The sequence below is a fragment of the Flavobacterium kingsejongi genome (assembly GCF_003076475.1).
Lineage (GTDB): Bacteria > Bacteroidota > Bacteroidia > Flavobacteriales > Flavobacteriaceae > Flavobacterium > Flavobacterium kingsejongi.
The window spans coordinates 423,304-448,815 of sequence record NZ_CP020919.1; the positions used below are offsets into that span (position 1 = coordinate 423,304).

General features: G+C 40.0%; 27 protein-coding genes and 1 riboswitch. Of the genes, 19 read left to right on the forward strand and 8 right to left on the reverse strand.

Annotated features, from left to right (window positions below):
* The first annotated feature begins 64 nt into the window (after positions 1-64).
* Together polA and FK004_RS01905 are read left to right on the forward strand one after the other, a co-directional pair.
* Positions 65-2,902 carry a DNA polymerase I gene (gene polA, locus FK004_RS01900; protein WP_108735715.1) on the forward strand — a complete coding sequence of 946 codons (2,838 nt, stop codon included), beginning with the start codon at positions 65-67 and terminating at the stop codon, positions 2,900-2,902.
* A 29-nt stretch (positions 2,903-2,931) separates the two neighbouring features.
* On the forward strand, positions 2,932-4,248 hold the full coding sequence (locus tag FK004_RS01905) for a serine hydrolase domain-containing protein (protein ID WP_108735716.1): 1,317 nt from the start codon (positions 2,932-2,934) through the stop codon (positions 4,246-4,248).
* Between the two features lie 66 nt (positions 4,249-4,314).
* On the opposite strand, the gene FK004_RS01910 is transcribed toward FK004_RS01905, so the two are convergent.
* The gene (locus FK004_RS01910; protein ID WP_108735717.1) at positions 4,315-5,337 is read right to left on the reverse strand and encodes a LacI family DNA-binding transcriptional regulator; all 1,023 of its coding nucleotides are present in this window, start codon (positions 5,335-5,337) and stop codon (positions 4,315-4,317) included.
* A gap of 345 nt (positions 5,338-5,682) precedes the next feature.
* Between FK004_RS01910 and FK004_RS01915 the strand changes: the two genes are divergently transcribed.
* The 15 genes from FK004_RS01915 to FK004_RS01985 all read left to right on the forward strand — a co-directional run bounded on the left by FK004_RS01915 (position 5,683) and on the right by FK004_RS01985 (position 17,751).
* Positions 5,683-6,432: a ferritin-like domain-containing protein gene (locus FK004_RS01915; RefSeq protein WP_108735718.1), complete on the forward strand. Its 750-nt coding sequence runs from the start codon at positions 5,683-5,685 to the stop codon at positions 6,430-6,432.
* A gap of 27 nt (positions 6,433-6,459) precedes the next feature.
* Positions 6,460-7,278, forward strand: coding sequence for a ferritin-like domain-containing protein (locus FK004_RS01920; protein ID WP_108735719.1), 819 nt, complete (start codon positions 6,460-6,462; stop codon positions 7,276-7,278).
* A 247-nt stretch (positions 7,279-7,525) separates the two neighbouring features.
* On the forward strand, positions 7,526-7,981 hold the full coding sequence (gene rplM / locus FK004_RS01925) for a 50S ribosomal protein L13 (protein WP_108735720.1): 456 nt from the start codon (positions 7,526-7,528) through the stop codon (positions 7,979-7,981).
* The gene (gene rpsI, locus FK004_RS01930; protein ID WP_108735721.1) at positions 7,981-8,367 is read left to right on the forward strand and encodes a 30S ribosomal protein S9; all 387 of its coding nucleotides are present in this window, start codon (positions 7,981-7,983) and stop codon (positions 8,365-8,367) included. The genes rplM and rpsI overlap by 1 nt, the downstream gene beginning before the upstream one ends.
* 179 nt (positions 8,368-8,546) lie before the next feature.
* A complete protein-coding gene (gene rpsB / locus FK004_RS01935; RefSeq protein ID WP_108735722.1) occupies positions 8,547-9,311 on the forward strand; it encodes a 30S ribosomal protein S2 in 765 nt (254 codons plus the stop codon).
* A 104-nt stretch (positions 9,312-9,415) separates the two neighbouring features.
* Positions 9,416-10,240, forward strand: a complete 825-nt coding sequence (tsf, locus tag FK004_RS01940) for a translation elongation factor Ts (RefSeq protein ID WP_108735723.1) — start codon at positions 9,416-9,418, stop codon at positions 10,238-10,240.
* 91 nt (positions 10,241-10,331) lie between these two features.
* Positions 10,332-10,895, forward strand: a complete 564-nt coding sequence (locus tag FK004_RS01945; protein ID WP_108735724.1) for a DNA-3-methyladenine glycosylase I — start codon at positions 10,332-10,334, stop codon at positions 10,893-10,895.
* A gap of 75 nt (positions 10,896-10,970) precedes the next feature.
* Positions 10,971-11,068: riboswitch (TPP riboswitch) on the forward strand.
* A 44-nt stretch (positions 11,069-11,112) separates the two neighbouring features.
* Positions 11,113-11,316, forward strand: a complete 204-nt coding sequence (thiS, locus tag FK004_RS01950; RefSeq protein WP_108735725.1) for a sulfur carrier protein ThiS — start codon at positions 11,113-11,115, stop codon at positions 11,314-11,316.
* A 29-nt stretch (positions 11,317-11,345) separates the two neighbouring features.
* A complete protein-coding gene (gene thiC / locus FK004_RS01955; RefSeq protein ID WP_108735726.1) occupies positions 11,346-13,166 on the forward strand; it encodes a phosphomethylpyrimidine synthase ThiC in 1,821 nt (606 codons plus the stop codon).
* A gap of 10 nt (positions 13,167-13,176) precedes the next feature.
* The gene (locus tag FK004_RS01960) at positions 13,177-13,785 is read left to right on the forward strand and encodes a thiamine phosphate synthase (protein WP_157955999.1); all 609 of its coding nucleotides are present in this window, start codon (positions 13,177-13,179) and stop codon (positions 13,783-13,785) included.
* Positions 13,758-14,513, forward strand: coding sequence for a hydroxymethylpyrimidine/phosphomethylpyrimidine kinase (locus tag FK004_RS01965; protein WP_108735727.1), 756 nt, complete (start codon positions 13,758-13,760; stop codon positions 14,511-14,513). The genes FK004_RS01960 and FK004_RS01965 overlap by 28 nt, the downstream gene beginning before the upstream one ends.
* Entirely contained in the window at positions 14,503-15,126 is a 624-nt protein-coding gene (thiE, locus tag FK004_RS01970; protein WP_108735728.1) for a thiamine phosphate synthase, read from the forward strand. Before FK004_RS01965 ends, thiE begins: the two co-directional genes overlap by 11 nt.
* Positions 15,113-15,883, forward strand: coding sequence for a thiazole synthase (locus FK004_RS01975; RefSeq protein ID WP_108735729.1), 771 nt, complete (start codon positions 15,113-15,115; stop codon positions 15,881-15,883). Before thiE ends, FK004_RS01975 begins: the two co-directional genes overlap by 14 nt.
* Before the next feature lie 21 nt (positions 15,884-15,904).
* Positions 15,905-17,023 (forward strand): 2-iminoacetate synthase ThiH, encoded by a 1,119-nt coding sequence (thiH, locus tag FK004_RS01980; RefSeq protein ID WP_108735730.1) that lies wholly within the window; start codon positions 15,905-15,907, stop codon positions 17,021-17,023.
* Positions 17,024-17,040: 17 nt separating this feature from the next.
* A complete protein-coding gene (locus tag FK004_RS01985) occupies positions 17,041-17,751 on the forward strand; it encodes a HesA/MoeB/ThiF family protein (protein ID WP_108735731.1) in 711 nt (236 codons plus the stop codon).
* Here FK004_RS01985 and aat read toward each other — a convergent pair.
* The 3 genes from aat to FK004_RS02000 all read right to left on the reverse strand — a co-directional run bounded on the left by aat (position 17,735) and on the right by FK004_RS02000 (position 19,734).
* Positions 17,735-18,376: a leucyl/phenylalanyl-tRNA--protein transferase gene (aat, locus tag FK004_RS01990; RefSeq protein WP_108735732.1), complete on the reverse strand. Its 642-nt coding sequence runs from the start codon at positions 18,374-18,376 to the stop codon at positions 17,735-17,737. The genes FK004_RS01985 and aat overlap by 17 nt on opposite strands.
* Before the next feature lie 68 nt (positions 18,377-18,444).
* Positions 18,445-18,822: a DUF3127 domain-containing protein gene (locus FK004_RS01995; RefSeq protein ID WP_108735733.1), complete on the reverse strand. Its 378-nt coding sequence runs from the start codon at positions 18,820-18,822 to the stop codon at positions 18,445-18,447.
* Positions 18,823-18,858: 36 nt separating this feature from the next.
* Positions 18,859-19,734: a flavin reductase family protein gene (locus FK004_RS02000; RefSeq protein WP_108735734.1), complete on the reverse strand. Its 876-nt coding sequence runs from the start codon at positions 19,732-19,734 to the stop codon at positions 18,859-18,861.
* Between the two features lie 184 nt (positions 19,735-19,918).
* Here FK004_RS02000 and FK004_RS02005 point away from each other — a divergent pair, with 184 nt between their 5' ends.
* Complete coding sequence (locus tag FK004_RS02005) at positions 19,919-21,064, forward strand: sensor histidine kinase (protein WP_108735735.1); 1,146 nt, start codon at positions 19,919-19,921, stop codon at positions 21,062-21,064.
* A gap of 47 nt (positions 21,065-21,111) precedes the next feature.
* On the opposite strand, the gene FK004_RS02010 is transcribed toward FK004_RS02005, so the two are convergent.
* Both FK004_RS02010 and greA read right to left on the reverse strand, forming a co-directional pair.
* Positions 21,112-21,501: an HIT family protein gene (locus tag FK004_RS02010; protein ID WP_108735736.1), complete on the reverse strand. Its 390-nt coding sequence runs from the start codon at positions 21,499-21,501 to the stop codon at positions 21,112-21,114.
* A gap of 54 nt (positions 21,502-21,555) precedes the next feature.
* Positions 21,556-22,032 carry a transcription elongation factor GreA gene (gene greA / locus FK004_RS02015; RefSeq protein WP_108735737.1) on the reverse strand — a complete coding sequence of 159 codons (477 nt, stop codon included), beginning with the start codon at positions 22,030-22,032 and terminating at the stop codon, positions 21,556-21,558.
* Positions 22,033-22,193: 161 nt separating this feature from the next.
* Between greA and FK004_RS02020 the strand changes: the two genes are divergently transcribed.
* Positions 22,194-22,625, forward strand: a complete 432-nt coding sequence (locus FK004_RS02020) for a Rieske (2Fe-2S) protein (protein WP_108735738.1) — start codon at positions 22,194-22,196, stop codon at positions 22,623-22,625.
* A gap of 43 nt (positions 22,626-22,668) precedes the next feature.
* Here FK004_RS02020 and FK004_RS02025 read toward each other — a convergent pair whose 3' ends face one another.
* Together FK004_RS02025 and arfB are read right to left on the reverse strand one after the other, a co-directional pair.
* A complete protein-coding gene (locus FK004_RS02025) occupies positions 22,669-24,858 on the reverse strand; it encodes a TonB-dependent receptor (RefSeq protein WP_108735739.1) in 2,190 nt (729 codons plus the stop codon).
* 249 nt (positions 24,859-25,107) lie between these two features.
* A complete protein-coding gene (gene arfB, locus FK004_RS02030; RefSeq protein ID WP_108735740.1) occupies positions 25,108-25,509 on the reverse strand; it encodes an alternative ribosome rescue aminoacyl-tRNA hydrolase ArfB in 402 nt (133 codons plus the stop codon).
* Positions 25,510-25,512 lie beyond the last annotated feature (3 nt).

Sequence of the window (25,512 nt, forward strand, 5' to 3'; positions counted from 1 at the left end):
TGCAGCGGTTTTTTATTGATACTAATATTAAGTTTGTAATTTTGGAAACCTTTAAAAAAGAATTATGTCACAACAAAAACGCCTTTTCCTCTTAGATGCCTATGCCTTAATTTTTCGTGGCTATTATGCTTTTATAAAAAATCCAAGAATTAATTCAAAAGGACTGGATACTTCTGCCATTATGGGATTCATGAATTCCTTATTGGATGTTATCAAGCGTGAGAAACCCGATCATTTGGCTGTAGCTTTTGATAAGGGAGGCAGCCACGTCCGATCTGAAATGTATACCGAGTACAAAGCCAATCGGGACGCCACACCCGAAGCCATACAAATTGCCATACCTTATATTCAGGAGATCCTGAAAGCAATGCATATTCCCATCATAGAATTTGCCGGTTGTGAAGCAGATGATTTAATTGGAACTATTGCCAAACAGGCGGAAAAGCAAAATTACCAGGTGTTCATGGTAACGCCGGATAAAGATTTCGCCCAATTAGTTTCCGAAAACATATTCATGTACCGCCCTGCCCGAATGGGAAATGGAATTGAGATTTGGGGGGTACCGGAAGTATTGGCCAAATTTGAAATAGAAAGGCCCGAACAGGTGGTTGACTTTCTGGGAATGATGGGTGATGCTGTAGATAATATTCCTGGCCTTCCCGGTGTCGGTGAAGTAACCGCCAAAAAACTCCTCAAGCAGTTTGGTACCATGGAAAACCTGCTGGAGAATACTCATTTGCTAAAAGGCAAAATGAAAGAAAACATTGAGGCTAACAAAGAAAAAGGTATTTTGTCTAAAAAACTGGCCACAATATTACTTGACTGTGAGGTGACATTTAATGAAAATGACTACGAGCTTACCCGCCCAGATAAAGAAAAAGTAGAAACATTATTCCATGAGCTTGAATTCCGGAGGATGGCAGAACAGTTTGACCGCCTTTTTGGACATGGAGAAGAATATGATGAAATCAATACCGGAACAGCTCCTGCCACCGCTAAAAGCCTTGCCAAGAAAAACCAGGATCAATTTGATCTTTTCGCAGTAAATACTGAAATCGCAGCAGGCGAAAATCCAGAAAATTTCTATAAAACGTTAGAAAACACGGAACACTTTTATCAGCTCATCCAGGGCGATATGGCCGTAAAACTATTACTACAAAGCTTATTAAAACAGCCGAGCGTCAGTTTTGATACTGAAACCACCGGAATCGATGCCCTAAATGCCGAATTGGTAGGCCTCTCTTTTTCCTGGAAAAAAGGGGAAGGTTTTTATGTACCGGTACCGGAAAACCGCGATGAAGCCCAAACATTGATCAATAAATTCATTCCTTTTTTTGATAGTGAGGAGATTGAAAAAATCGGGCAAAACCTGAAATATGATTTAAAAATATTATCCAATTATGGGATTGTAGTCAAAGGCAAACTTTTCGACACTATGATCGCGCATTACCTGATCAATCCGGATATGCGCCACAACATGGATATATTAGCCGAAACCTACCTGCAATATTCCCCAAAATCAATTGAAACACTGATTGGCAAAAAAGGGAAAAACCAGAAAACCATGCGCGATGTCCCTTTGGAAGATGTGAAAGAATATGCTGCTGAGGATGCTGATGTCACGCTACAACTGAAAGAATTATTTGCAGTAGAAATCGAAAATACGGGAACAAAAGCCTTATTTGAAAATATAGAAGTGCCTTTGGTTTCGGTACTGGCCGATATGGAAAAAGAAGGGATCAATCTCGATGTTGCTTTCCTCCGGTCGCTTTCGGAAGAATTGCGAAATGATATTCAGACACTCGAGAATCAGATTTTTGAAAATGCGGGTGAAAAATTTAATCTTGCCTCGCCAAAACAACTGGGAGAAATTTTATTTGACAAGTTAAAAATAGGCGGAGCAAAACAGAAAAAAACAAAAACCGGCCAATATGCTACAGGAGAAGAAGTATTATCCTATCTGGCCTTAACCAGTCCCTTCGTGCAGGATATCCTGGACTGGCGACAATTGATGAAATTGCAAAATACCTATGTTGAGGCATTACCGCTACAGGTGAACCCCAAAACGGGCAGGGTGCATACCGAATACATGCAGGCCGTTGCAGCTACAGGCCGACTGAGCTCCAACAATCCCAACCTCCAGAATATTCCAATCCGGACCCTTCGCGGGCGCCAGATCCGAAAGGCATTCATTGCACGTGACGAAAACTACACCTTAGTATCTGCCGATTACTCCCAGATTGAATTGCGGATTATCGCAGCATTAAGCGGCGATCCCGAAATGATAAAGTCATTCCGTAATGGAGAGGATATCCATGCCGCAACAGCATCAAAAGTTTTTAACGTTACATTGGAGGAAGTGACCCGGGAACAACGTAGCCATGCCAAAACGGTAAATTTCGGGATCATATATGGCGTTTCAGCATTTGGACTGAGCAACCAGACCTCACTTTCGCGCACCGAATCAAAAGACCTGATCGATGCCTATTACGCTACTTATCCCAGACTAAAAGCGTATATCCAGGAACAAATTGAGCTGGCACGCGAACAAGGTTATGTGCAAACGATATTGGGCAGAAGACGTTATTTAAAAGACATTAATTCTCAGAATGCGGTCGTTCGTGGTGCTGCAGAACGAAATGCGGTTAACGCACCCATACAGGGAAGTGCTGCCGACATTATTAAAATTGCGATGATCAATATTCACAACCGCCTGATTGCCGAAAACTGGAAAAGCAAAATGCTGCTTCAGGTACATGATGAGCTTGTGTTTGATGTACACACTACGGAACTCGAAAAAATACAGCCGATGATCAAAGAAGAAATGCAAAATGCATTCACTTTGGAAGTGCCTTTAATTGTCGATTTAGGTTTTGGTAAAGACTGGCTGGAAGCCCATTGATTTTAATTTCACTTAACCCCTATTGTACCATGAAAAAATTAATTTTAGCATTATGTCTTATCGGCTTTTCTATGATTGGAACAGCACAAAAAAACACAAAGTTTGCAAAAATCGATAGCCTGCTAACGTATTTTACCGAAAACAATAAGTTCATGGGGTCGCTTTCTATTATGGAAAATGGAGAGGTCTTGTTTGACAAAGCCTACGGTTATAGTGATGTGGATAAAAAAATAAAAGCGACTACTACCACAAAATATAAAATAGGATCTATAACCAAAATGTTTACGGCTGTCGTTGCGTTTCAGTTGGTCGACGAGGGTAAACTGCGTCTTGAAACGAAACTTTCCCGTTACTACCCAAAAGTGCCAAATGCCGATAAAATCACGATCGGGAACCTGATGAATCACCGCAGTGGAATTTTTAATTTTACTGATGATGCAAAATTCATGCAGACCAATGGCACAACAATTACCAAAGAGCAAATGATTGCAGATATCAGCTCACATCCCTCAATTTTTGAACCGAATTCTAAATCAGAATATTCCAATTCGAATTATATTTTATTAGGGTACATCATTGAGGATATCACGAAAAAAAATTATGCTGAAAATATTCAGGAGCGCATTATTTCAAAACTTAATTTAGAGCACACACAGTATTATACCACTATTGATCCTTCAAAAAATGAAGCCTACTCCTATAATTTTGAAAATAACAAATGGGTACAGTATCCAGAATGGAATAATACACATGTATTTGCTGCAGGCGCGATACAGTCGACACCAAATGACCTGAATGTTTTCATACAGGCTTTGTTTAGTGGCCAGTTGTTAAAACCGAAGTCCTTCCAGGAAATGATACGATTAGAGGATAACTACGGAAAAGGGATTCTTACATTTCCTTTTGGAGAGCGTCGTTTTTTTGGCCATAATGGAGGTATTGAAGCATTCAGTTCGGCATTGGGCTATTATCCTGCCGAGAAATTAAGTTTTGCCCTAACGATAAATGGCAGTAACTATAATAGTAATGATATTGTTTTGGGTATTTTGAGTACACTCTATAAAATGCCTTACCGCTTTCCCAACCTTAAAACAGTAGCCGTAGACAAAGCTATCCTAGCAAAATATTCCGGTGTCTACAGTACCGAAAGCTTCCCTTTAAAAATTACGATTAAAGAAGAAAAGGGCGTATTAGTCGCACAGGCTACCGGACAATCTGCTTTTCCACTAAATGCCATCAGCACTACTGAGTTTGTCTTTGATGAAGCCGGGATTCAATTGGACTTTAGTCAAAACACCATGACCTTGAAACAGGGCGGCATGGTATACAAACTAAAAAAAGAATAAACATATTATGTACAAAAAAGGGCCAATTTGATAATTTCAAATTGGCCCTTTTTTTATTAGTTGCTTTTATAACTTCTTAGTAGATTCTCTTTGACGCAGTTCCGTTTTTATAATTTTGGTCTTATAACTGTTGGTTTCTTCTTTCTCTTCTAATTTTTCAATCAGCAATTGTGCTGCTGCTTCGCCAATTTCGATACCGTGCTGGCTTACTGTGGAAAGGCTTGGCGTTAACCTTCTGGACCAAACCCCATCGGCAAAACCAATAATGGATAACTGTTCCGGAATTTTGTAGCCCCTTTTAATCGCAAATTTCATAGCAGTAACAGCCGCATGCTCATCTAAGGCAAAAACACCATCAATCTCTTTGGAATTGAATAAGGCGTCCAGTAAAAAATCAAATTGATTTTCGTCATCGGTACGGATCACCAACTCCCGCTCCACTTTCATATTATTATCTTCAAAAGCCTTAAGATAGCCTTTAAAACGCAGTTTACCCACACTCAGATTATCGATAGTCGAAAGCATCGCAATGTGTTTGCATCCGGTACTGATCAGGTGTTGAGTTGCATTTACTGCAGAATCAAAATCGTCTACAATTACTTTATCACAAATCACTTCTTCCGTAATCCTGTCAAACATTACGATCGGCGTACCCTGATTTATAATTTCGGTAAAATGGCTGAAATCCTGTTTTTTTTGCGTTTCCTCTGCGATAGAAAGGATAAATCCGTCAATAGTTCCGTTACTCAACAGTTCCAGCGTATAGAGTTCTTTCTCGTAAGATTCATTGGAAATACACGTAATTACATTGTATCCTTTTTCATTGGCTGCTTTTTCAACACCGGTAAAAACCTTAGCAAAAAAAGGATTCAGTATGTTCGGAATGATCACGCCAATATTCTTCGTCCGCTTGTTCTTAAGGTTAATAGCCATGTTATTAGGCTTATAATTCTTAAGTTTTGCAAATTCCTGAATTTTTATTTTGGTAGGCTCACTGATTTCTGGACTATTACTTAACGCTTTGGAAACAGTAGAAATAGAAACATTAAGCTCTTTGGCAATTTGTTTTAAAGTGGCTTTAGACTTCATAATATTTCAAAAAATTAATTTTAGAATGGAAATGTAAAGTAATAAAAAAAAGCAACACCTAACTACTATAATGCAGTATAATTAAAAATTTTGTAAACATCACATGTGAATTTTGTAAGATTAACATAAAATTACACAAAAGCATTAACGCATTAAATCATCAATTTTACTATTCAAATCATTTTTTACAAGCCACACGACTGATTTCTACGCAATTATACTGTTAAAATACATTATTTTTTGCATTTCAGAAAACCATATCCTCCCATTACCCGTACCTACTGTAATATACGATGCAATACGTATACAATCCATAACCTGAATATCAACCCAAATTGTTTAATTATGAAAAATGTAGTAACTGTACAAGAACAGATCACTTCCGGGACGAACCGAAGAAGCTTTCTGAAAGTCAGCGGATTGGCCGTAGCCGCTACGGGATTAATTCTCGCAGGCTGTAACAATGATGATGACAGCACTGTCATCGAAAATGGCCCTTATGCCCCTGGTATAAGAAATGGTATTTTTGATTTAGGAAGTGGCGACCTTGGAGTCTTAACATATGCCTATGCCTTAGAACAGCTTGAAGCCGACTTCTATACCCGCGTAGTAAACCTAAACAACTTCGGTTCTTTATTCAATTCGGAAGAGCGCCAAGTACTTTCTGATCTGTATGCGCACGAAGTAATCCACAGGGAGTTTTTCAAAACAGCCCTTACCGGAGCTTTAAGCAATCCTGCTACACAGCTCCTTCCTACACTTGCTTTCAATTACAGCAGTGTGAACTTCAACAGCCGTGATTCGATTTTAGGGACAGCAAAAGCATTAGAAGATACTGGAGTAGGTGCTTACAATGGTGCTGGAAAACTAATTACCAGTGCAGATTACCTGCTGATTGCTGGTAAAATTGTATCGGTAGAAGCACGTCATGCCTCTGCTATCCGAAGCCTGATCAATCCAAATTCAGCTGACTTTGCAGGTGATGATATCGTATCTGCAAGCAATGGACTGGATACTGCCAAAAACCCATCACAGGTTCTTCCTGTAGCCGGTACATTCATTACTACACAGTTTTCAGCAATTTACCTTCCTTAATCCAACCACCACTAAATCTTAGAAATTATGAATATATTAAAATTTATAGAGTCCTTTACTGACGAGAATTTTCTGAAAAGTACGGGCTCCAGAAGAGATAATTTAACTCAGTTCAGCCAGATCGGGAAAAATTTCGCCTTAGCTTCAGTTCCGCTGGGACTATCGGCACTGGCATTTGCTCCACAAAAATCATATGGTGCTACCGCAGCAGCAGACACACCAACTTCTGCACTGCAATTGGCCTTGACACTGGAATATCTTGAAGATGAATTTTACCAAACGGCATTAGACACTATTGGACTTATTCCAGCCGGAAGAGACCAGTTGGTATTTGCCAAAATATCCCAACACGAAGCATCACACGTTGCCTTCCTGAAAGCGGGTCTTGGCCCAAATGTAATTGCAAAACCAAATTTCGATTTTACTGTAGGCGGGGCTTTTGATCCCTTTGGAGACTACCCTACTTTCTTAGCTTTAGCCCAGGCGTTTGAAGACACTGGAGTAAGAGCTTATAAAGGACAGGCCGGGAACCTGATTTCTACTCCAGACCTGTTAACTGCAGCGCTACAGATTCACTCTGTTGAAGCAAGACATGCTTCTGAAGTACGAAGAATCCGTGGATTAAAAGGTTGGATTACCGGAAATGAAAGAGGACCAGGGATGCCATCACAAACTCAAGCAGTCTATGATGGTGAAGAAAACGTAAACCAGGCCGGATTTAACACCAGCACTGTAAATAACGGATCCCTTGGACCAGCCATTCCTGGTTTAGCCGGATCAGAATCATTTGACGAAGCCATTACCGGAGCACAAGCTGTGAGTATTGCAAGTTTGTTTATTGTATAAATTATTTGTTCTCTTAATACCTGAACCACCTTATTCCTATAAGGTGGTTTTTTTATATCTTTGCCCCTGCAATCCCTCAAAACCTGTTAAAAATTAAAAAGCAGGACACTCCTCTATTTTTACTGCTAAGATTTTCAATTATTTACCTCCAAATAAAATAATCTTTTTGGGTTTGTATTATAAATAAATATTTGTACTTTTGCAACCCCTTTATTGGGGATGGAATGTTTAATTAAAATAAATTATTGTGAACACATTAAGCTACAAGACAATTTCAGCTAACAAAGCCACTGTATCAAAAGAGTGGATTGTGGTAGATGCTGAAGGTCATAACTTAGGTCGTCTTGCTTCAAAGGTCGCTATGATCTTAAGAGGTAAATACAAACCAAGTTATACACCGCACGTGGACTGTGGTGATAACGTAATCGTTATCAACGCAGAAAAAATCAACCTAACTGGTAACAAACTGGAGGATAAGACTTATATCCGTCACACAGGGTACCCAGGAGGACAAAGAAGTTTAACTGCTAAAGTAATGCAACAGAAAAACCCTGCATTATTAGTAGAAAAGGCTGTAAAAGGAATGTTACCTAAAAACAAATTAGGAGCAGAACTTTTCAGAAATTTAAATGTGGTAGTAGGTTCTGAGCACAAACAAGGCGCTCAAAAACCTAAAACCGTTAATCTAAACGATCTTAAGTAATGGCTACAATTCACAAAATCGGCAGAAGAAAAACTGCTGTTGCACGTGTATATGTTACAGAAGGAACTGGAAACATTACCGTAAACAAAAAAGAATTCAAAACTTACTTCCCAACAGCTACTTTACAGTACAAAGTATTGCAACCTCTTTCTATGACTGAGAATGTTTCTAACTTTGATGTAAAAGTAAATGTATACGGTGGTGGTTCAACTGGTCAGGCTGAGGCTGTTAGAATGGCACTTGCACGCGTTATGTGTGAAGTAGATGCTGAAAACAGAGCAATCCTTAAACCAGAAGGTTTATTAACAAGAGATCCAAGAATGGTTGAACGTAAGAAATTCGGTCAGAAGAAAGCTCGTAAGAGATTCCAGTTCTCTAAACGTTAATATTACCGGTCTTCGCTTATCGCAAGACCTTATTATTCATTTATTATTGAATTTAAAACAAAGTTATTGTTGCTCTCCCGCTGAGGTGGGATTTAGTTTAGCATCTAAATGGCTGAGACCGGAACTCCCGCTACTCAGGCATTGCTAATTCAACAGAACGTAAACTAGTACAAAAAAAAATGGCAAACAAAGTAGAAGTAAAAGAATTACTAGAAGCAGGTGTTCACTTCGGACACATGACTAGAAAATGGGATCCAAACATGGCTCCTTACATCTATATGGAGCGTAATGGAATACACATTATCAATCTATATAAAACTGCAGCAAAAATCGAAGAGGCTAGTGAAGCCATGAAGAAAATCGCTGCATCAGGTAGAAAAATATTATTTGTAGCTACCAAAAAACAAGCAAAAGATATCGTAGCTGAAAAAGCAGCTGCAGCAAACATGCCGTACATCACTGAAAGATGGCCTGGTGGTATGCTGACTAACTTCGTAACAATCCGTAAAGCTGTTAAAAAAATGGCTTCTATCGATCGTATGAAGAAAGACGGTACTTTCATGACTTTATCTAAAAAAGAACGTTTACAAGTTGATCGTCTTCGTGCAAAATTAGAGAAGAACTTAGGTTCTATCGCTGATATGTCAAGACTTCCTGCTGCATTGTTCGTTGTAGACATTAAAGCTGAACACATCGCAATTAAAGAAGCTCAAAAATTAAACATTCCAGTTTTCGCAATGGTGGATACAAACTCTGACCCAAGAGAGGTTGATTATGTAATCCCATCCAATGATGATGCTTCTAAATCAATCGATAAAATTTTATCTTTAGTTACTGCTGCTGTTATCGAAGGTCTTTCTGATAGAAATTCTGACAATAAAGATGCACAACCAGCTGCTGAAGAAGTAACAGTTGAGGCTGATGCTACTTCATCTGAAGAATAAATAATAACATTGTAATAAAGTCGTTGTGCTGACTAATAGCTATTTTTATAGCCGTTGTCACTATAACGACTTCATTTTTTTAACCTATTAATATATTACGAAAAATGGCAAATATAACTGCTGCAGAAATTAATAAATTAAGAACAGCTACAGGTGCAGGAATGATGGACTGCAAAAAAGCACTAACTGAAGCTGAAGGGGATTTCGATTTAGCAATTGAAAACCTAAGAAAAAAAGGACAAAAAGTTGCAGCTAACAGATCCGACAGAGAATCTACTGAAGGTGCTGTTATCGCTGTAGTAAATGCAGATAAAACTGCTGGAGTTGTTATTTCACTAAACTGTGAAACTGACTTCGTAGGTAAAAACGAATCTTTCGTAAAATTAGCTCAGGATTTAGCAAACCTTGCCATCCAGTTCAACACTAAAGAAGAATTCCTTGCAACTGACTTTAACGGTCTTACCGTTGCGGATAAATTGATCGAACAAACCGGAGTAATCGGTGAAAAAATCGAAATCGGTTCTTTCGAAAGATTAGAAGGTAACTTCATAGGATCTTACATCCATGCTGGTAACAGAATCGCTACTTTAACTGCATTATCTGCAAATGTTGAAGGTGCTGAGGAAGTTTCAAGAAACGTTTCTATGCAAGCTGCTGCAATGGCACCTATCGCATTAAACGAAGAAGGTGTTGATGCTGATACTATCGCTAAAGAAATTGAAATCGCTAAAGATTTATTGCGTCAGGAAGGTAAACCAGAAGCTATGTTGGAAAACATCTCTAAAGGAAAACTTCAAAGATTCTTTAAAGACAATACTTTAGTAAACCAGGATTACATCAAAGACAACAAATTAAGCGTTGCTCAATATGTACAGTCTTTAGACAAATCTCTGACAATTACAGGATACAAAAGAGTAGCATTAGGATAATCAAAATCCTGCTCTACAGTATAAAAACCCCAAATCATCACTGGTTTGGGGTTTTTTCTTTTAGTATATTTGAAAACCTAAACCTGTAACTATGGACAACAAAATCAGATGCAGCTGGTGCAATGGGGATACCCTCTATGAAAAATACCACGATGAAGAATGGGGCGTTCCCGTCTTTGACGACCAGAAATTATACGAATTTCTACTTCTCGAAACTTTTCAGGCCGGTTTAAGCTGGATTATCATCCTTCGTAAAAGAGAAAATTTCAAACAAGCATTTGACCATTTTGACTACCGTAAGATCGCATTGTACGATGAAGCCAAAATACAGGACCTGCTTAATGATGCGGGTATTATCCGAAATCAATTAAAAATACGGGCCGCGATTTCCAATGCGATCCAGTTCATAGCCATCCAAAATGAATTTGGCAGCTTTTCCAACTATATCTGGGAATTCACATCAGGCAAAGTGATTGATCACCACCCACAAACCCGTGCCAATGTTCCGGCAACTTCTCCCCTTTCCGACGCCATCAGTAAAGCACTAAAAAAGCGAGGCTTTAAGTTTGTCGGATCCACCGTTATTTATGCGCAAATGCAGGCCACAGGAATGATTAATGACCATGTGGCAGAATGCTGGACCAGAAAACCATAATACCGCTTTAAATCGCTTTTAAATGTTAAATTTAAAATTTAAAATTCCAGATTTAAAATAATACAATACATTTGTCGCACACTTTAGGGGTGTCTGCTATTTTAGCAGGCTGAGATTTACCCTTTGAACCTGATGCAGTTCATACTGCCGTAGGGAAAAGTACGATGACTCCATTTTATGCAGCCATTCCTAAAGTAGTATACCTATATCTCAAGGAATGGAACTCAGAATCAACAATCAGACAAAACAATTTCCAACCGGACTTACTGTCCAGGAACTGCTTCATTTGGAATTCCCAAACAAGCAGAATGGCATTGCCATCGCCATCAACAATAGGGTTATCCCTAAATCGGAATGGGCGACCCATATCCTTACCCTTTACGATGAACTTCTCATTATTACCGCAACGCAAGGCGGATAATCACTTCTGATCACAACATAAAAAATACCATGGAAAGCACTACAAGCACAATTACCCGAAAACCATTCCCGAATTCTACCAAAGTACACGTAGAAGGTACGTTATACCCAATACGCGTAGCCATGCGGGAAATTGCATTGGGCGACACCAAACGCTCCAACGGGACGATAGAAAAAAACCCTCCGGTAACCGTGTATGACACCAGTGGCCCCTACACCGATCCAAATCATGAAATCGACATCCGAAAGGGGCTACCAAGACTACGGGAGCAATGGATTCTCGATCGTGGCGATGTCGAAAGTCTGGATACCATCAGTTCTGACTATGGTAAAAAACGGCTAATGGATCCTAAATTGGATGCATTACGATTTGAGTACCTGCATCAGCCGGTACGTGCAAAGTCAGGTGCGAATGTAACGCAACTGTATTACGCAAAACAGGGAATCATTACTCCGGAAATGGAATACATTGCGATCCGGGAAAACCAGCGTAATGCATTATTGTCCAATCAAACTGAAGCGATGCAGCAACAGCATACAGGAAATAGTTTTGGTGCCCGAACCCCAATAAAAATGATTACCCCGGAATTTGTACGGGAGAAAGTGGCCGCTGGCCGCGCTATAATACCCAATAATATCAATCACCCGGAAAGCGAACCCATGATTGTAGGCCGTAACTTCCTGGTAAAAATTAATGCCAATATCGGCAACAGCGCTGTAACTTCCTCCATAGAAGAAGAGGTTGAAAAAGCGGTTTGGGCCTGCCGTTGGGGAGCCGATACTATTATGGACCTTTCCACCGGTAAAAACATACATGAAACCCGCGAATGGATCATTCGCAATTCTCCTGTCCCGATCGGTACCGTCCCAATCTACCAGGCACTGGAAAAGGTAAAAGGAATTGCCGAAGACCTTACCTGGGAAATTTTCAGGGATACACTTATCGAACAAGCAGAACAGGGCGTTTCCTATTTTACCATACATGCGGGAGTGTTACTGCGCTACATCCATCTAACAGCCAATCGGGTAACAGGAATTGTATCCCGGGGTGGATCGATCATGGCAAAATGGTGCCTGTTTCATCATAAAGAAAATTTTCTATACACCCACTTTGAAGAAATCTGCGAAATCATGAAAAGTTATGATGTTGCTTTTTCCCTGGGTGATGGCCTCCGCCCTGGATCTATAGCTGATGCCAATGATGCAGCCCAGTTTGCCGAACTGGAAACATTGGGGGAACTGACAAAAATCTCCTGGAAACACGATGTTCAGGTATTTGTAGAAGGGCCCGGCCATGTACCCATGCACCTGATCAAAGAAAACATGGAAAAACAACTGGAATATTGTGCAGAAGCACCATTTTACACTCTGGGACCACTCACTACTGATATCGCTCCGGGCTACGACCACATTACATCTGCCATAGGAGCAGCAATGATCGGGTGGTACGGCACCGCGATGTTATGCTATGTAACACCAAAAGAACATTTGGGATTGCCCAATAAAAAAGATGTCAAAGATGGGGTGATCACCTATAAGATCGCTGCCCACGCTGCCGATCTTGCCAAAGGCCATCCTGGATCACAATACCGGGACAATGCACTAAGCAAAGCCCGTTTTGAATTCCGCTGGGAAGATCAGTTTAACCTGGCACTGGATCCCGACACAGCCCGGGAGTACCATGATGAAACACTACCGGCAGAAGGCGCCAAAGTCGCCCATTTCTGCTCCATGTGTGGCCCAAAATTCTGCTCGATGAAAATTTCACAGGAAATCCGGGATGTCGCCGAAAAAGGCATGTTGGAGAAGTCGGCGGAATTCAAAGAAAATGGTAAAGAAATCTATAGTTAACATCATTGCTATGAATACGATCACTATAATCACCCATCCAGAGCAGATTGCCAATGAAAGCAGCATACTACAGACTCTTTTTGAAAATGGGCTGGAGCGCCTTCACATCCGAAAACCGGATTATACTCCCGCTCAGATACAAAAATACCTGGATGGAATTGCTCCGGAATACAGATGGAAAACGGTAGTGCACCAGCATCATTTTCTCGCAGTTGACTATGATTGCTCCGGCGTTCATTTCTCTGTAGAAAAAAGGATGGCAACGAAACCTGAAATATTTGCAAAACACAAGGCTGATAATTTCACGATAAGCACGTCTGTACACAATGTCGCAGAGGCTGCATCAGTATCGGATGCCATCGATTATAGTTTTATCGGCCCCGTATTTCATTCCATTTCAAAACCGGGATACAGCCCAAAAATAGATTTTAGCAGCCTTGAATTCAAACAATTACTCCATACTACTGCATTAGTAGCAGTTGGCGGAATTAGTCCGGAAACCATCGATCAAGCTTTGGATTATGGTTTCAACTCTTTCGCTTTATTAGGAACTATCTGGAACAGTCACACACCACTTCAAAATTTCATCGCATGTCAGAAAAGCGTCCATTTGCACTAACAATTGGGGGATTAGATCCCAGTGGTGGTGCAGGCCTGTTAGCCGATATCAAGACCATGGAACTCCACAAGGCGCAGGGGCTTGCCATCTGTACCGGCATTACAGTACAAACTGAAAATATATTTTACGAAATGCACTGGACTCCTATTGATCTTGTTTTGCGCTCGCTTGAAGTGATGCTGAAAAGTTATCCGGTACAGGCCATAAAAATCGGAGTCATCCCTTCATTGGATTATTTGTTTCAGATCACAACTGCCATCCGGGAACGACAGCCCCATGTACCGATAATATGGGATACCGTTCTTAAATCAAGCTCCCAATTCGACTTTACCAGTATTACAGATAAAAACAAGATAGCCCGAATTCTTCAGCAGGTAGATTTGATCACACCCAATTACAACGAAATCAATCAATTGGGTACGGGTAAAAGTCCCGAAGCTATTGCTTTAAAATTAAGAGGCTTCTGTAATATCCTATTGAAAGGGGGCCATAATCCTATTGCCCCCGGACATGACTTTTTATATACCCAAAACGAGATTCATCCTATCCACCCGATTCACAAATCCGTAATATCAAAACATGGTTCGGGCTGCGTATTAGCTGCCGCTATAGCATCACATATAGCATTAGGACAATCCTGGGAAGCAGCATGCCGACAAGCAAAATTATATGTCGAAAACTATTTAAATTCCAACACTACCTTAATTGGCCATCATTATGTATCATAAACTACAGTATATTTCACAAGGTCAAACGGCCAAAGAACAACTGGAAAATATTCAAAGAGTACTTGATAGTGGCTGTCTGTGGATACAACTCCGTATCAAAGAAGGTGGTCCTAAAGAAATACAACAACTTGCTGAAAAGGTGAAGCACTATTGCTCCGAGTACAACGCAACATATATTATCAATGACAATACAATGCTGGCAAAAGACATTGATGCCGATGGTGTTCATCTGGGATTAGACGATATGCCTGTTTCGGAAGCCCGAAAATTATTAGGCGACAAAATTATTGGTGGGACAGCGAACACGGCGAATGATTTGCAAAAACGCATTACAGAGAGCTGTGACTATATAGGCCTTGGCCCTTTACGCTATACTACAACCAAAAAAAAACTAAGCCCCCTACTCGGATTGGAAGGTTACAACACGTTACTACAAAACAATCATGCTACTTCAGTTCCGGTATATGCTATCGGCGGAATACAACCCAATGATATTGATCAATTGTTACAGTATGGTGTACACGGAATTTGTGTGTCAGGCCTATTGACTCACCAAAACAATTTACAGCAGCTTATTACAACCCTTAATACAAAATTATATGCCATTACTTAAAATCGCCGACCGTACTTTTGAATCCCGATTGTTTCTGGGAACTGGAAAATTTGGATCACCTGAGCTCATGGAACAAACCATCTTGGCTTCCGCCAGTGAATTGGTTACTGTTGCGCTACGAAGGATTGATCCTGAAGCCCCAAGTGATGCACTACTGAACCGCCTGAACCATCCGGGAATCCATTTGTTGCCCAACACTTCCGGAGCACGGAATGCCAAAGAAGCGATATTAGCGGCACAATTGGCACGGGAAGCAATGGAAACCAACTGGCTAAAATTAGAAATCCATCCCGATCCAAAATACCTGATGCCTGATCCTATAGAAACACTAAAAGCTACAGAAGCCTTAGCCAAATTAGGGTTTATCATACTGCCCTATATCCATGCCGATCCGGTTCTTTGCAAACATCTTGAAGCCGCAGGAACGGCAGCAGTTATGCCGTTAGGAGCCCCCATAGGAACCAATAAAGGTTTAAAAACTATTGATTTTTTAGAAATCATAATCGAACAAAGCCATGTACCAGTAATTGTGGATGCCGGAATCGGAGCTCCTTCGGATGCCTGTAAGGCAATGGAAATCGGAGCCGATGCTGTATTAGTAAATACAGCTATCGCAGTAGCCCGAAATCCAGTACTGATGGCTACTGCATTTAAAGAAGCCATAATGTCAGGAAGAAAAGCCTATGAAGCCGGACTTGCAGGAACTATAAACATTGCTGCTCCGTCCAGTCCATTGACTTCTTTCCTTTATGAATAGCAGCTATTAAATCTAAATGAAATGAACACTTTTAAAACCATTTTCGAAAAATACGACTGGCAAACCATACAGGATCGTATTTATAGTGTCACCGAACAGGACGTACTACAATCCCTTGCGAAAGAGAAGCGGTCAATTGATGATTTTCTGGTCCTGATTGCTCCCGCAGCATTACCGCATTTAGAACGTATGGCCCAACTCAGCCATGTCCTAACCCAAAAGCGATTTGGGAAAACGATACAATTGTATGCACCGCTTTACCTCAGTAATGAATGCCAAAACATTTGTACCTATTGTGGTTTTAGCCTCGATAATAAAATCAGGCGTAAGACACTGAATGAACACGAAATACAACAGGAGACAAAAGCATTAAAAGCAGCTGGATTTGATTATGTGCTATTGGTCACCGGCGAGGCTAACGCGACTGTTCATATTGATTATTTCCTGAAAGCGATTGCAGAGATCCGAAAAGATTTTACAACTATCGCTGTAGAAGTACAGCCATTGGCTACCGAAGAATACAAACAATTGCATGAAGCGGGCGTACATACCGTTTTAGTCTATCAGGAAACTTACCATCAGGAAGTGTACAAAGAATACCATCCGAAGGGGAAAAAATCCAATTTTGATTTTCGTTTAGCCACCCCAGATCGTGTGGCAACAGCAGGCATTCATAAAATAGGATTGGGTGTATTATTGGGACTGGAAGACTGGAGAACGGATAGTTTTTTCAATGCCTTACATTTAGAATACCTTCAAAAAACCTATTGGCAAAGTAAGTATTCCGTTTCTTTTCCAAGATTACGTCCTGCTGAGGGGATCATCGAGCCTAATTTCATCATGGACGACAAAGACCTCACCCAGTTAATTTGCGCATACCGTCTTTGGAATGAAGACTTGGAACTTTCCATTTCCACCCGGGAAAACAACCGATTCCGGGATAATATTATTCCGCTTGGCATTACCAGCATGAGTGCCGGATCCAAAACAAATCCAGGAGGCTATGTTGTTGATCCACAATCTCTGGAACAGTTTGAAATCAGTGATGAGCGCTCCGCCTCTGAAATTGCTTCAATTATTACAAAAAAAGGATATGAGCCGGTATGGAAAGACTGGCATACCGCCTATAATACCTTTTAACCGATCAAATTTATCTTATGGTTTCCCTTACTGATTTTCTACGCTATAACCGTCAAATTATGCTTCCTGAGATTGGAGAATCCGGGCAGGAAAAAATAAATACTGCGCGAGTACTCGTTATTGGCGCTGGCGGCCTCGGCTGTCCTGTACTGCAATACCTTGCCGCTGCCGGTGTAGGTACATTAGGTATTATTGATTTCGATCAGGTTGAACTACACAACCTGCACCGGCAAATTTTATATACTGACGAACATATCGGAATGCCAAAAGCTACAACGGCAGGAATGATATTGGAAAAATTAAATCCGAATCTCAAATATATCGTTCATACTGAAAAACTACAACTTTCCAATGCTGAAATGATACTAAGCAATTTTAATTTTATAATTGACGGCAGTGATAATTTTGACACCCGCTACCTGGTAAATGATACCTGCACCCGATTGAAAAAACCTTTGATCTATGGCAGTATTTTAAACTATGAAGGGCAAATGGCGGTATTTGTACATAATGGCGGGAAAAACTTACGCCATCTGTTTCCAGAACCTCCAAATGCAGCAGATGTTCCTAATTGTAACCTGAATGGGGTAATGGGCACTTTACCGGGAATTATTGGGAGCATGATGGCCCATGAAACACTAAAAATAATCACGGGCTTACCCACACTTCACAATGAATTAATCCTCTTAAACACATTATACTGGTCGTGGACTAAACTATCTTTTTAAGAAGTGCCATAAAATCCGTTCTGTCAATCTCCCGTGCACCCAGGCTTGCTAAATGATCGTTATAAACCTGGCAATCCAGCAATTGGTATTTATTCTTTTTGAGATGGTCTACCAAAGCGATAAAAGCGACTTTGGAAGCATTGGAAACTTTGGAAAACATACTTTCTCCACAAAAAACATGTCCCATATCGATTCCGTACAAACCACCTACTATTTTATCATCCTGCCATACTTCAACCGATTGGGCGATCCCTTCTTCATGAAGCCTGCAGTAAGCCTCTACCATATCATTGGTAATCCAGGTTCCCCGCTGCCCGTCCCTGGTAATTTGTTTACAATTGGCTATCACTTCCCGGAAGTTCTGATTAAATGTCACCCGAAAGGTATTACGGTTCAATATATTCCGCATGCTCTTCGACACGATCAGTTCATTGGGAAACAAAACCATCCTGGGGTCTGGCGCCCACCACATAATGGGCTCGTCATCTTCAAACCATGGAAATATCCCACTCCGATAAGCCAGCTTGAGCCGTTCGGAAGTTAAATCACCACCGATTGCCAGAATCCCACTTTCATCGGCTTCTGTAACGGGCGGAAAAAATAAATCTTTTAATAAATAGTACATTTTGAATTCTCATTAAAAAAAGAAAACCCGGCAGAGTATTATCTGCCGGGTCTATTTCCTACTCTTTTTTAGAAAGGTAAATCATCGTGATCTTCTTCCTTGAAATTATTGCTTGGCTCAAATGCCTGTGCTGGTGGCACTGGAGGCATGTTGTTTGAAGATGGTGCATCTGCCTGTACTTTCTCTATTCTCCATCCCTGGATACTGTTGAAATATTTGGTTTCACCTTGTGGGTTCACCCATTCGCGACCTCTTAAGTTAATAGAAACTTTTACAGGTTCTCCTGACTGATAATTATTCAGCAAATCACATTTGTCCTGAGTAAATTCAATCATAATATGCTGTGGATATTGTTCTTCAGTAGTTACTACTAATTCTCTTTTCTTAAAAGAGGCACTCACCTGCTGTTCCGCATTAATAACTTTAATTTTCCCTGTAACTTCCATTTTCTCTATAATTAATGATTTGTATTTTTTTTTATTTTATTGAAAAGCCAACAATACTTTCCAGGCGGAAAGAACTTCCTCCTTATCAATATATGCTTTGGCTTTACGATGAACGGTTTCCTGATCGTCTGAACTCAGTGCGCCTTTGACGGAGAAATTTTCTTTGACAAAGATATCAATTTCTTCTTTAGAAGGCAATGCCTCTATATTACCTAATATTCCCAGATCATTCCCATCAAAGTAAGGGCTTTTTTTAATAAATTCCGGAATGGCATCAACACCGATCCCCAAAGTAGTCAATGGTTTTGGCACTTCAAACAGCCCTTTGTTGGCTCTGGAATACCAATTCCCACCCATTCGCGATACGAGGTCAATCTTGTGCTGATCGATAGCGCCATTTTCATCTAATATCTTTTCGTCGATATGTAATTTTACGACTTCACAAATAATAAGGTTTCCGGCACCGCCTTCGGTTCCCAACTTTATAATTTCATTTACCTTACATTCAAATTGTACCGGACTTTCAGCGACCCGGAAAGGACGTACCAAATCCGATGGTAAAGCTGTCAATCCTGATTTTATGAACTCATTCACTCCGTCCGGATATTCCGTACTGGATAGTGAAGCCTGCTGCACGATATCAAAATTCACAATATTAATCACGACTTCCCGTGTGGCTTCGACATTGAGCAATGTGTGTTTTACCGTGTTATCCCTCACCCTGCGTGCCGGGGAAAAAATCAATATAGGAGGATTGGCACTGAATACATTGAAAAAACTGAAAGGCGATAAATTCGGATTTCCGTCTGCATCAACGGTACTCGCAAATGCAATAGGCCTTGGCCCAATGGCACCCAACAGGTAACCGTGAAGTTTGGCAACAGCAATTTCTTTAGGCTCAATGCTAATCATAAGATCTATTATTTCCAACAAAGATAATTGACCGGGAAAGAAATTAAAAATATATTTTCCCCCAATTGAAAGTAAAATACAAAATTGGCAACTACTTTCTAAAAACATAGCAACGGACCTCATAAAATGTGTCACGGTAAAAACTCAACTAATTTTACTACATTTAAGTTTTCAAATACAGCATATGCAATTTTCAGAAAAAAAGAGCGGAACCCGATGGTTTATCATCTTTTCCTCCTTTATCATTGTTACCTTAATTTTATGGAATACCTATAACTTTTTCCAGCTTTTTAAAGATGATGAGCGATTGAAGGTCGAATTATGGGCAACGGCACAAAAAACAATCATGAATGCCAATGCCAATACGGAACTCGATCTGCCACTGCAAATCCTGAGCAACAGCAATTCCATCCCGATGATCCTTACCACCGAAAAAGACAGCATCATTGGCATGAGTAATATTGATGAGCATGTCCAGCAGGATTCGATTAAAATAAAATCGCTACTCCTGCAGTTAAAAAAGGAAAACCAGCCTATTATTATGGAATACGTACCGGGGGAATTCCGGCACATCTACTATGGTAACTCCTCCCTGCTTAACCAGCTCAAATATTACCCTATTGCGCTTGCACTGATTATTTTCTTGTTCGGATTGTTGGTCTTTATTTTTTACAGAGCGAGTAAAATGGCTACTCAAAATAAATTATGGGCGGGTATGGCGAAAGAAACAGCACATCAGATTGGAACACCACTATCCTCACTCATAGGCTGGGTGGAAATCATGAAGGCTGATAATGTGGATGAAACCACTGTAACGGAGATTGAAAAAGACATTGCACGCCTGCAGACCATTACAGACCGATTTTCAAAAGTAGGTTCTGAACCTGTATTGGAAAAACTGGATATTATCCAGGAAACGGCTGTAACTTTTGATTACCTAAAATCCCGCTTTTCAAAACAAATTGAATTTTCCTTTACCGCACCGGACTATGCTATCCCAATACTCCTAAATCCCGCATTGCATAGCTGGACTATTGAAAACCTCGTCAAAAATGCAATTGACGCTATGAAAGGAAGGGGAAAAATGAGTATTACCATTGTAGATGACCCTAAATTTATAAAAATAAAGGTACAGGATTCCGGAAAGGGAATTCCTAAAAATCAGTTCAAGAGTATTTTTGAACCTGGATTCACAACGAAAAAAAGAGGTTGGGGATTGGGACTATCGCTGACCAAACGAATTGTGGAAGAATATCACAAGGGAAAAATAAAAGTACTCCATTCTGAAATTGGCAATGGCACCTGTATGCAGATCAGCTATAAAAAATGAGACAACCCATAACGGAATCGAATTGCGTTATGGGGTCGCCACCTAACTTATAAATTAGCTTTTATTGCGAGTGCTAAAGCTTCAAATTCTTCTTTTGCCATACTGACTTTATGCTGAAAACGCATTTCGTCCATTTCATTTAAAGGGATAAGGTGAACATGTACGTGCGGCACTTCAAGCCCCACTACTGCAACACCTACTCTTTTACAAGCTACCGTTTTCTCTAATGCTTTCGCCACTTTACGTGAAAATTTCATCAGTTCCAGATAGTGGCCTTCTTCCATATCAAAAAGTTTATTGATTTCCTGCTTTGGTACACAAAGTGTATGGCCTTTCGCATTCGGATTATTATCCAGGAAAGCAATAAAATGATTGTCTTCGGTGATTTTGTATGCTGGGATTTCCCCGTTGATTATTTTTGTAAAAATAGAACTCATCTCTTAAGCGATTAGATTACTAAAATGTGTGATATCATCTGGCAGTTACAGAAATTAGTCTCTTGAGACTTCCAGTATTTCAAACTTAATGGTACCATTAGGAATTGTAATTTCAGCTACTTCACCTACTGTTTTTCCCAAAAGTCCTTTTCCTATTGGGGAAGTCACCGAAATTTTGCCACTTTTCAGATCGGCTTCACTTTCTGCAACCAACATATAATCCAGTACCATTCCGTTGGCCTGGTTTTTAATTTTCACTTTAGAAAGCACTAATACTTTAGATACATCCAATTGCGACTCGTCAATCAAACGTGCATTGGAATGTACTTCTTCCAGTTTGGCAATTTTCAACTCCAGCAATCCCTGAGCTTCTTTGGCGGCATCATACTCTGCGTTCTCCGATAAATCTCCTTTGTCTCTTGCCTCAGCAATATCCTGAGATGCCTTTGGTCGCATAACGCTTTTCAGGTAATCCAGTTCTTCTCTTAATTTTTTTAATCCTTCTGCGGTATAATAAGATACGTTACTCATAATTTCATCGTTTATATAAATAGAAAAAATCCCATCTGGATGGGATTTCTTTCTACAAAGATACTATTTTTTATTTTCAGTCTATATTTATGTTTATTGCTATATTAAATCAAAGTTAATTAAATTATTTTTGTTTCCACAATTCTTACACAAAATTTTCCATGAAAAAGATCATCTTCATAATGTTCGCCTTTTTACTTTTTATCAATTGTTCCAAAGATGAGAATCGCAGGAATAATCCGTTTATACCAAATTATTCGTTTTCTATCGAAATCAATACTACCCTTCCGCTATACAGCAACCTGCAATTTCCGAGCAATGCTGTTATGGTCTACCAACAGGGTGCGGGTGCCAGTAATGCTGTCATTGTGTTCAATACCGGTTCCGGTTATATTGCTTTCGATGCAAGCTGCCCTAATCAAAGTCTTGGATCCTGCCCTATTATGGAAATTAATGGTATCAAGGCAATTTGTACCTGTAGCAATATCGAATACAACCTTTTTAACGGACTTCCGATTAATGGTGGCGGGGAATATTCGATGAAACAATATGCCGTTCAGGTAAATGGAAGCATCTTGCGCATTTATAATTAATCATTACATAAAAGCGGCGTAACAATGTTACACCGCTTTTTATTTAAAATTTCAGGGTCAATCCTGCTAAAAAATTAATTCCGGCCTGCGGATAATATCCTGCTCCATCAATAGTTTTCACAGTACCCGGTGTAGAATAATCATCGTCATAAGAATAGAAATATCCGTTTGATTCGTATTTGTAATCAAAGATATTATTCACTAATCCGGTAATGACAATGGCTTTAAAAATAGATTTTGGATGTATTTCATAGGAAACACTAAAATCGTTGACAAAATAACTCTGCAACTTTGAGCTTTCCACATCGATATTACTCATGTATTGGTCACCAACCACCTTAGACAGTAAAGACACCTGCATATTTCGGACAGGGAGGTATGTAAAAATAGTACCGGCTATTAAATTCGGTGAAAATGCAATATTTGTATTCCCCAGGTTTTTCAATTCACCATCACGGTGTGTATAAAAATCGAGGTTACGGTTCTGGCTGATTGTCAGGTTAGGGCGTACAATGAATTTATCTGAAATAAATACCGTAGCATCCAATTCGATACCCAATCGGTAGCTATCGCCGCTATTTTCACGAACGGGTGCGCCAACATCGTTTAAAGCTCCGGTGAGTACCAGTTGATCTTTGTAACGCATATAATAGACATTGGCATTAATTCGTGTACGATTGCCAGAATAACGCCATCCCAATTCAAAATCATTCATTTTTTCCGGCTTGGGAGTTCCCGATTCATAATCATTCCTGTTAGGTTCCCTGTTGGCTCTCGCATAGGAAAAATAAAAATTATTATCAGCATCCAGGTTAAAGGTAAGTCCGGCTTTAGGGTTGAAAAAATTAAATGTATCATCTACTTTTCCGGTTTCGGCACTATCCGCTTTGTATTTAACACCGCGATACTGCAGGTCTCCAAAAAGGTTCCAGCGTGCAGCAATTTGATAGTTTACTTTGGCAAAATAGTTTTGGTCGGTTTTAGTAGAGAAATCTTTATAATAACGGTAATCATATTCGGGAATGGCTACACTTTTAGCCCACAATACATTTCCATAATGATCTCCTTCATATTTATTCCAGCCGCCACCAAATACAACATTCAGGTTTTCATTTTTATAGTTTACAGAATACACCGTTCCATAAAAATCATTATCCAGCCATTTTCTGCGAATCAGGTCGGTAGCAGTAATCGTTTCTCCATTGATGACCACGGGCAGTAGTCCATACTCTTCAAGATCCTGGTTTTTTTTATAATTCTCATAATAGCCTTTGCCTTTTGTATAATGAAAAGCCAGATTGGTACTCCAGTGTTCTGAAATCTTTTCATTCCAGTGCAACTGATAATGATCCTGATTGTAATTGTCCGTTTCATTATTATAAAAACGGGTATTTCCCTGATCGTCTGTATATTCTCCAGCAGTATTATAGGTACGGTCATTTTTTAATTTTTCCGGATCTTCCAGGCCATTCCAGGACTGGTATGTTTTTTCAGTACCGCCAAAAACCAATGCTTTAATAAACGTTGTTTTGCCTACATAAGAAGCCTGCAGGAAATAAGATTTCAGGTCTGATGCTGCCCGATCGATAAATCCGTCTGATTTTAGGTTGGATAATCGTCCGGCAATCTCAAAATGATCGTTCATTTTTCCGGTGCTGAATTTTACCGTATGCTTATGCGTATTAAAACTCCCGAAAGAATTTGCAATTTCGCCATTGGCTTTATCCGCAGCGGCATCAGTCAGCATGTTTAGGCTGGCACCAAAAGCACCGGCTCCATTGGTTGAAGTTCCTACACCGCGCTGCAACTGAATATTTTCTACAGAAGAGACAAAGTCGGGCATGTTTACCCAAAATGTACCATGGGATTCGGAGTCATTGTACGGAATTCCATTGATGGTAACATTCACACGGGTAGCATCGGAACCCCTGACACGGATTCCGGTATAGCCAACACCATTTCCGGCATCGGTTGTGGTCACGACCGAAGGAAGATAGTTCAGCAATATTGGAATATCCTGCCCCAGATTACGCTTGGCGAGTTCTTCTTTACTTATATTGCTAAAAGTGACAGGAGTCATGCTGGTCGCCCTAACTGCGGTAACGAGTACCTCATCAAGGGATTCGGTTTTGGCTTTCAGGCTGTCCTGAACCGTTTTTTGCTGCGCCATTACAGACAGGCCGGATAACAGCGAAAATGCTGCTACAGAAGATAATTTGAATAAAGTTTTCATTCGTAAAAGATTTACAAATAAAAGGGGTAATTATTCTTTCTTAATATTAAATTGATAATTGCAATGAACTTTTCTGGTATAGAAAAGTTCATCTGTTCCCTTGGCAGCATTACCCGCCCAGGTTCTTTGGGTATAATCTCAGCTCGTTATTTGGAGCACCCCTTTGAGACGGGGCAAAGATAAAAAAGTATTTAGATATTTAGTCAATACCCCACAATTTTTAAAGCCGATCTAAAAATAAAATTCTCCTTAAAAATCCGGACGTTTTCGGAATTGCTTCTTTTCGGAATGATTGCGCTTCTCCTGAATCCTTTTCCGGATTACTGATTTTGGAATCTTTGTCGCCTTTCTTTCTTTGTCTACCAACAAATTTGTTTCTAAAAGATACAGAAAACGCTTAATAACCAATTCTTTATTTCGCAACTGGCTGCGATCCTCGTCACAATTCAATAATAAAACCCCGGCACTGGTCAATCGGGATGCCATTTTGAGGTGCAAGAGTTCTTTTTCGGCAGTGCTAAGCCCCTGCGACTGCAACAGGTCAAATGACAATACTGCTTTGGACGATACTTTATTGACATGCTGCCCGCCTGCCCCACTGCTTCGTACAGCTTTAATTTGTATTTCGCTAAGTATTTTTTGTTTGTCCATGAG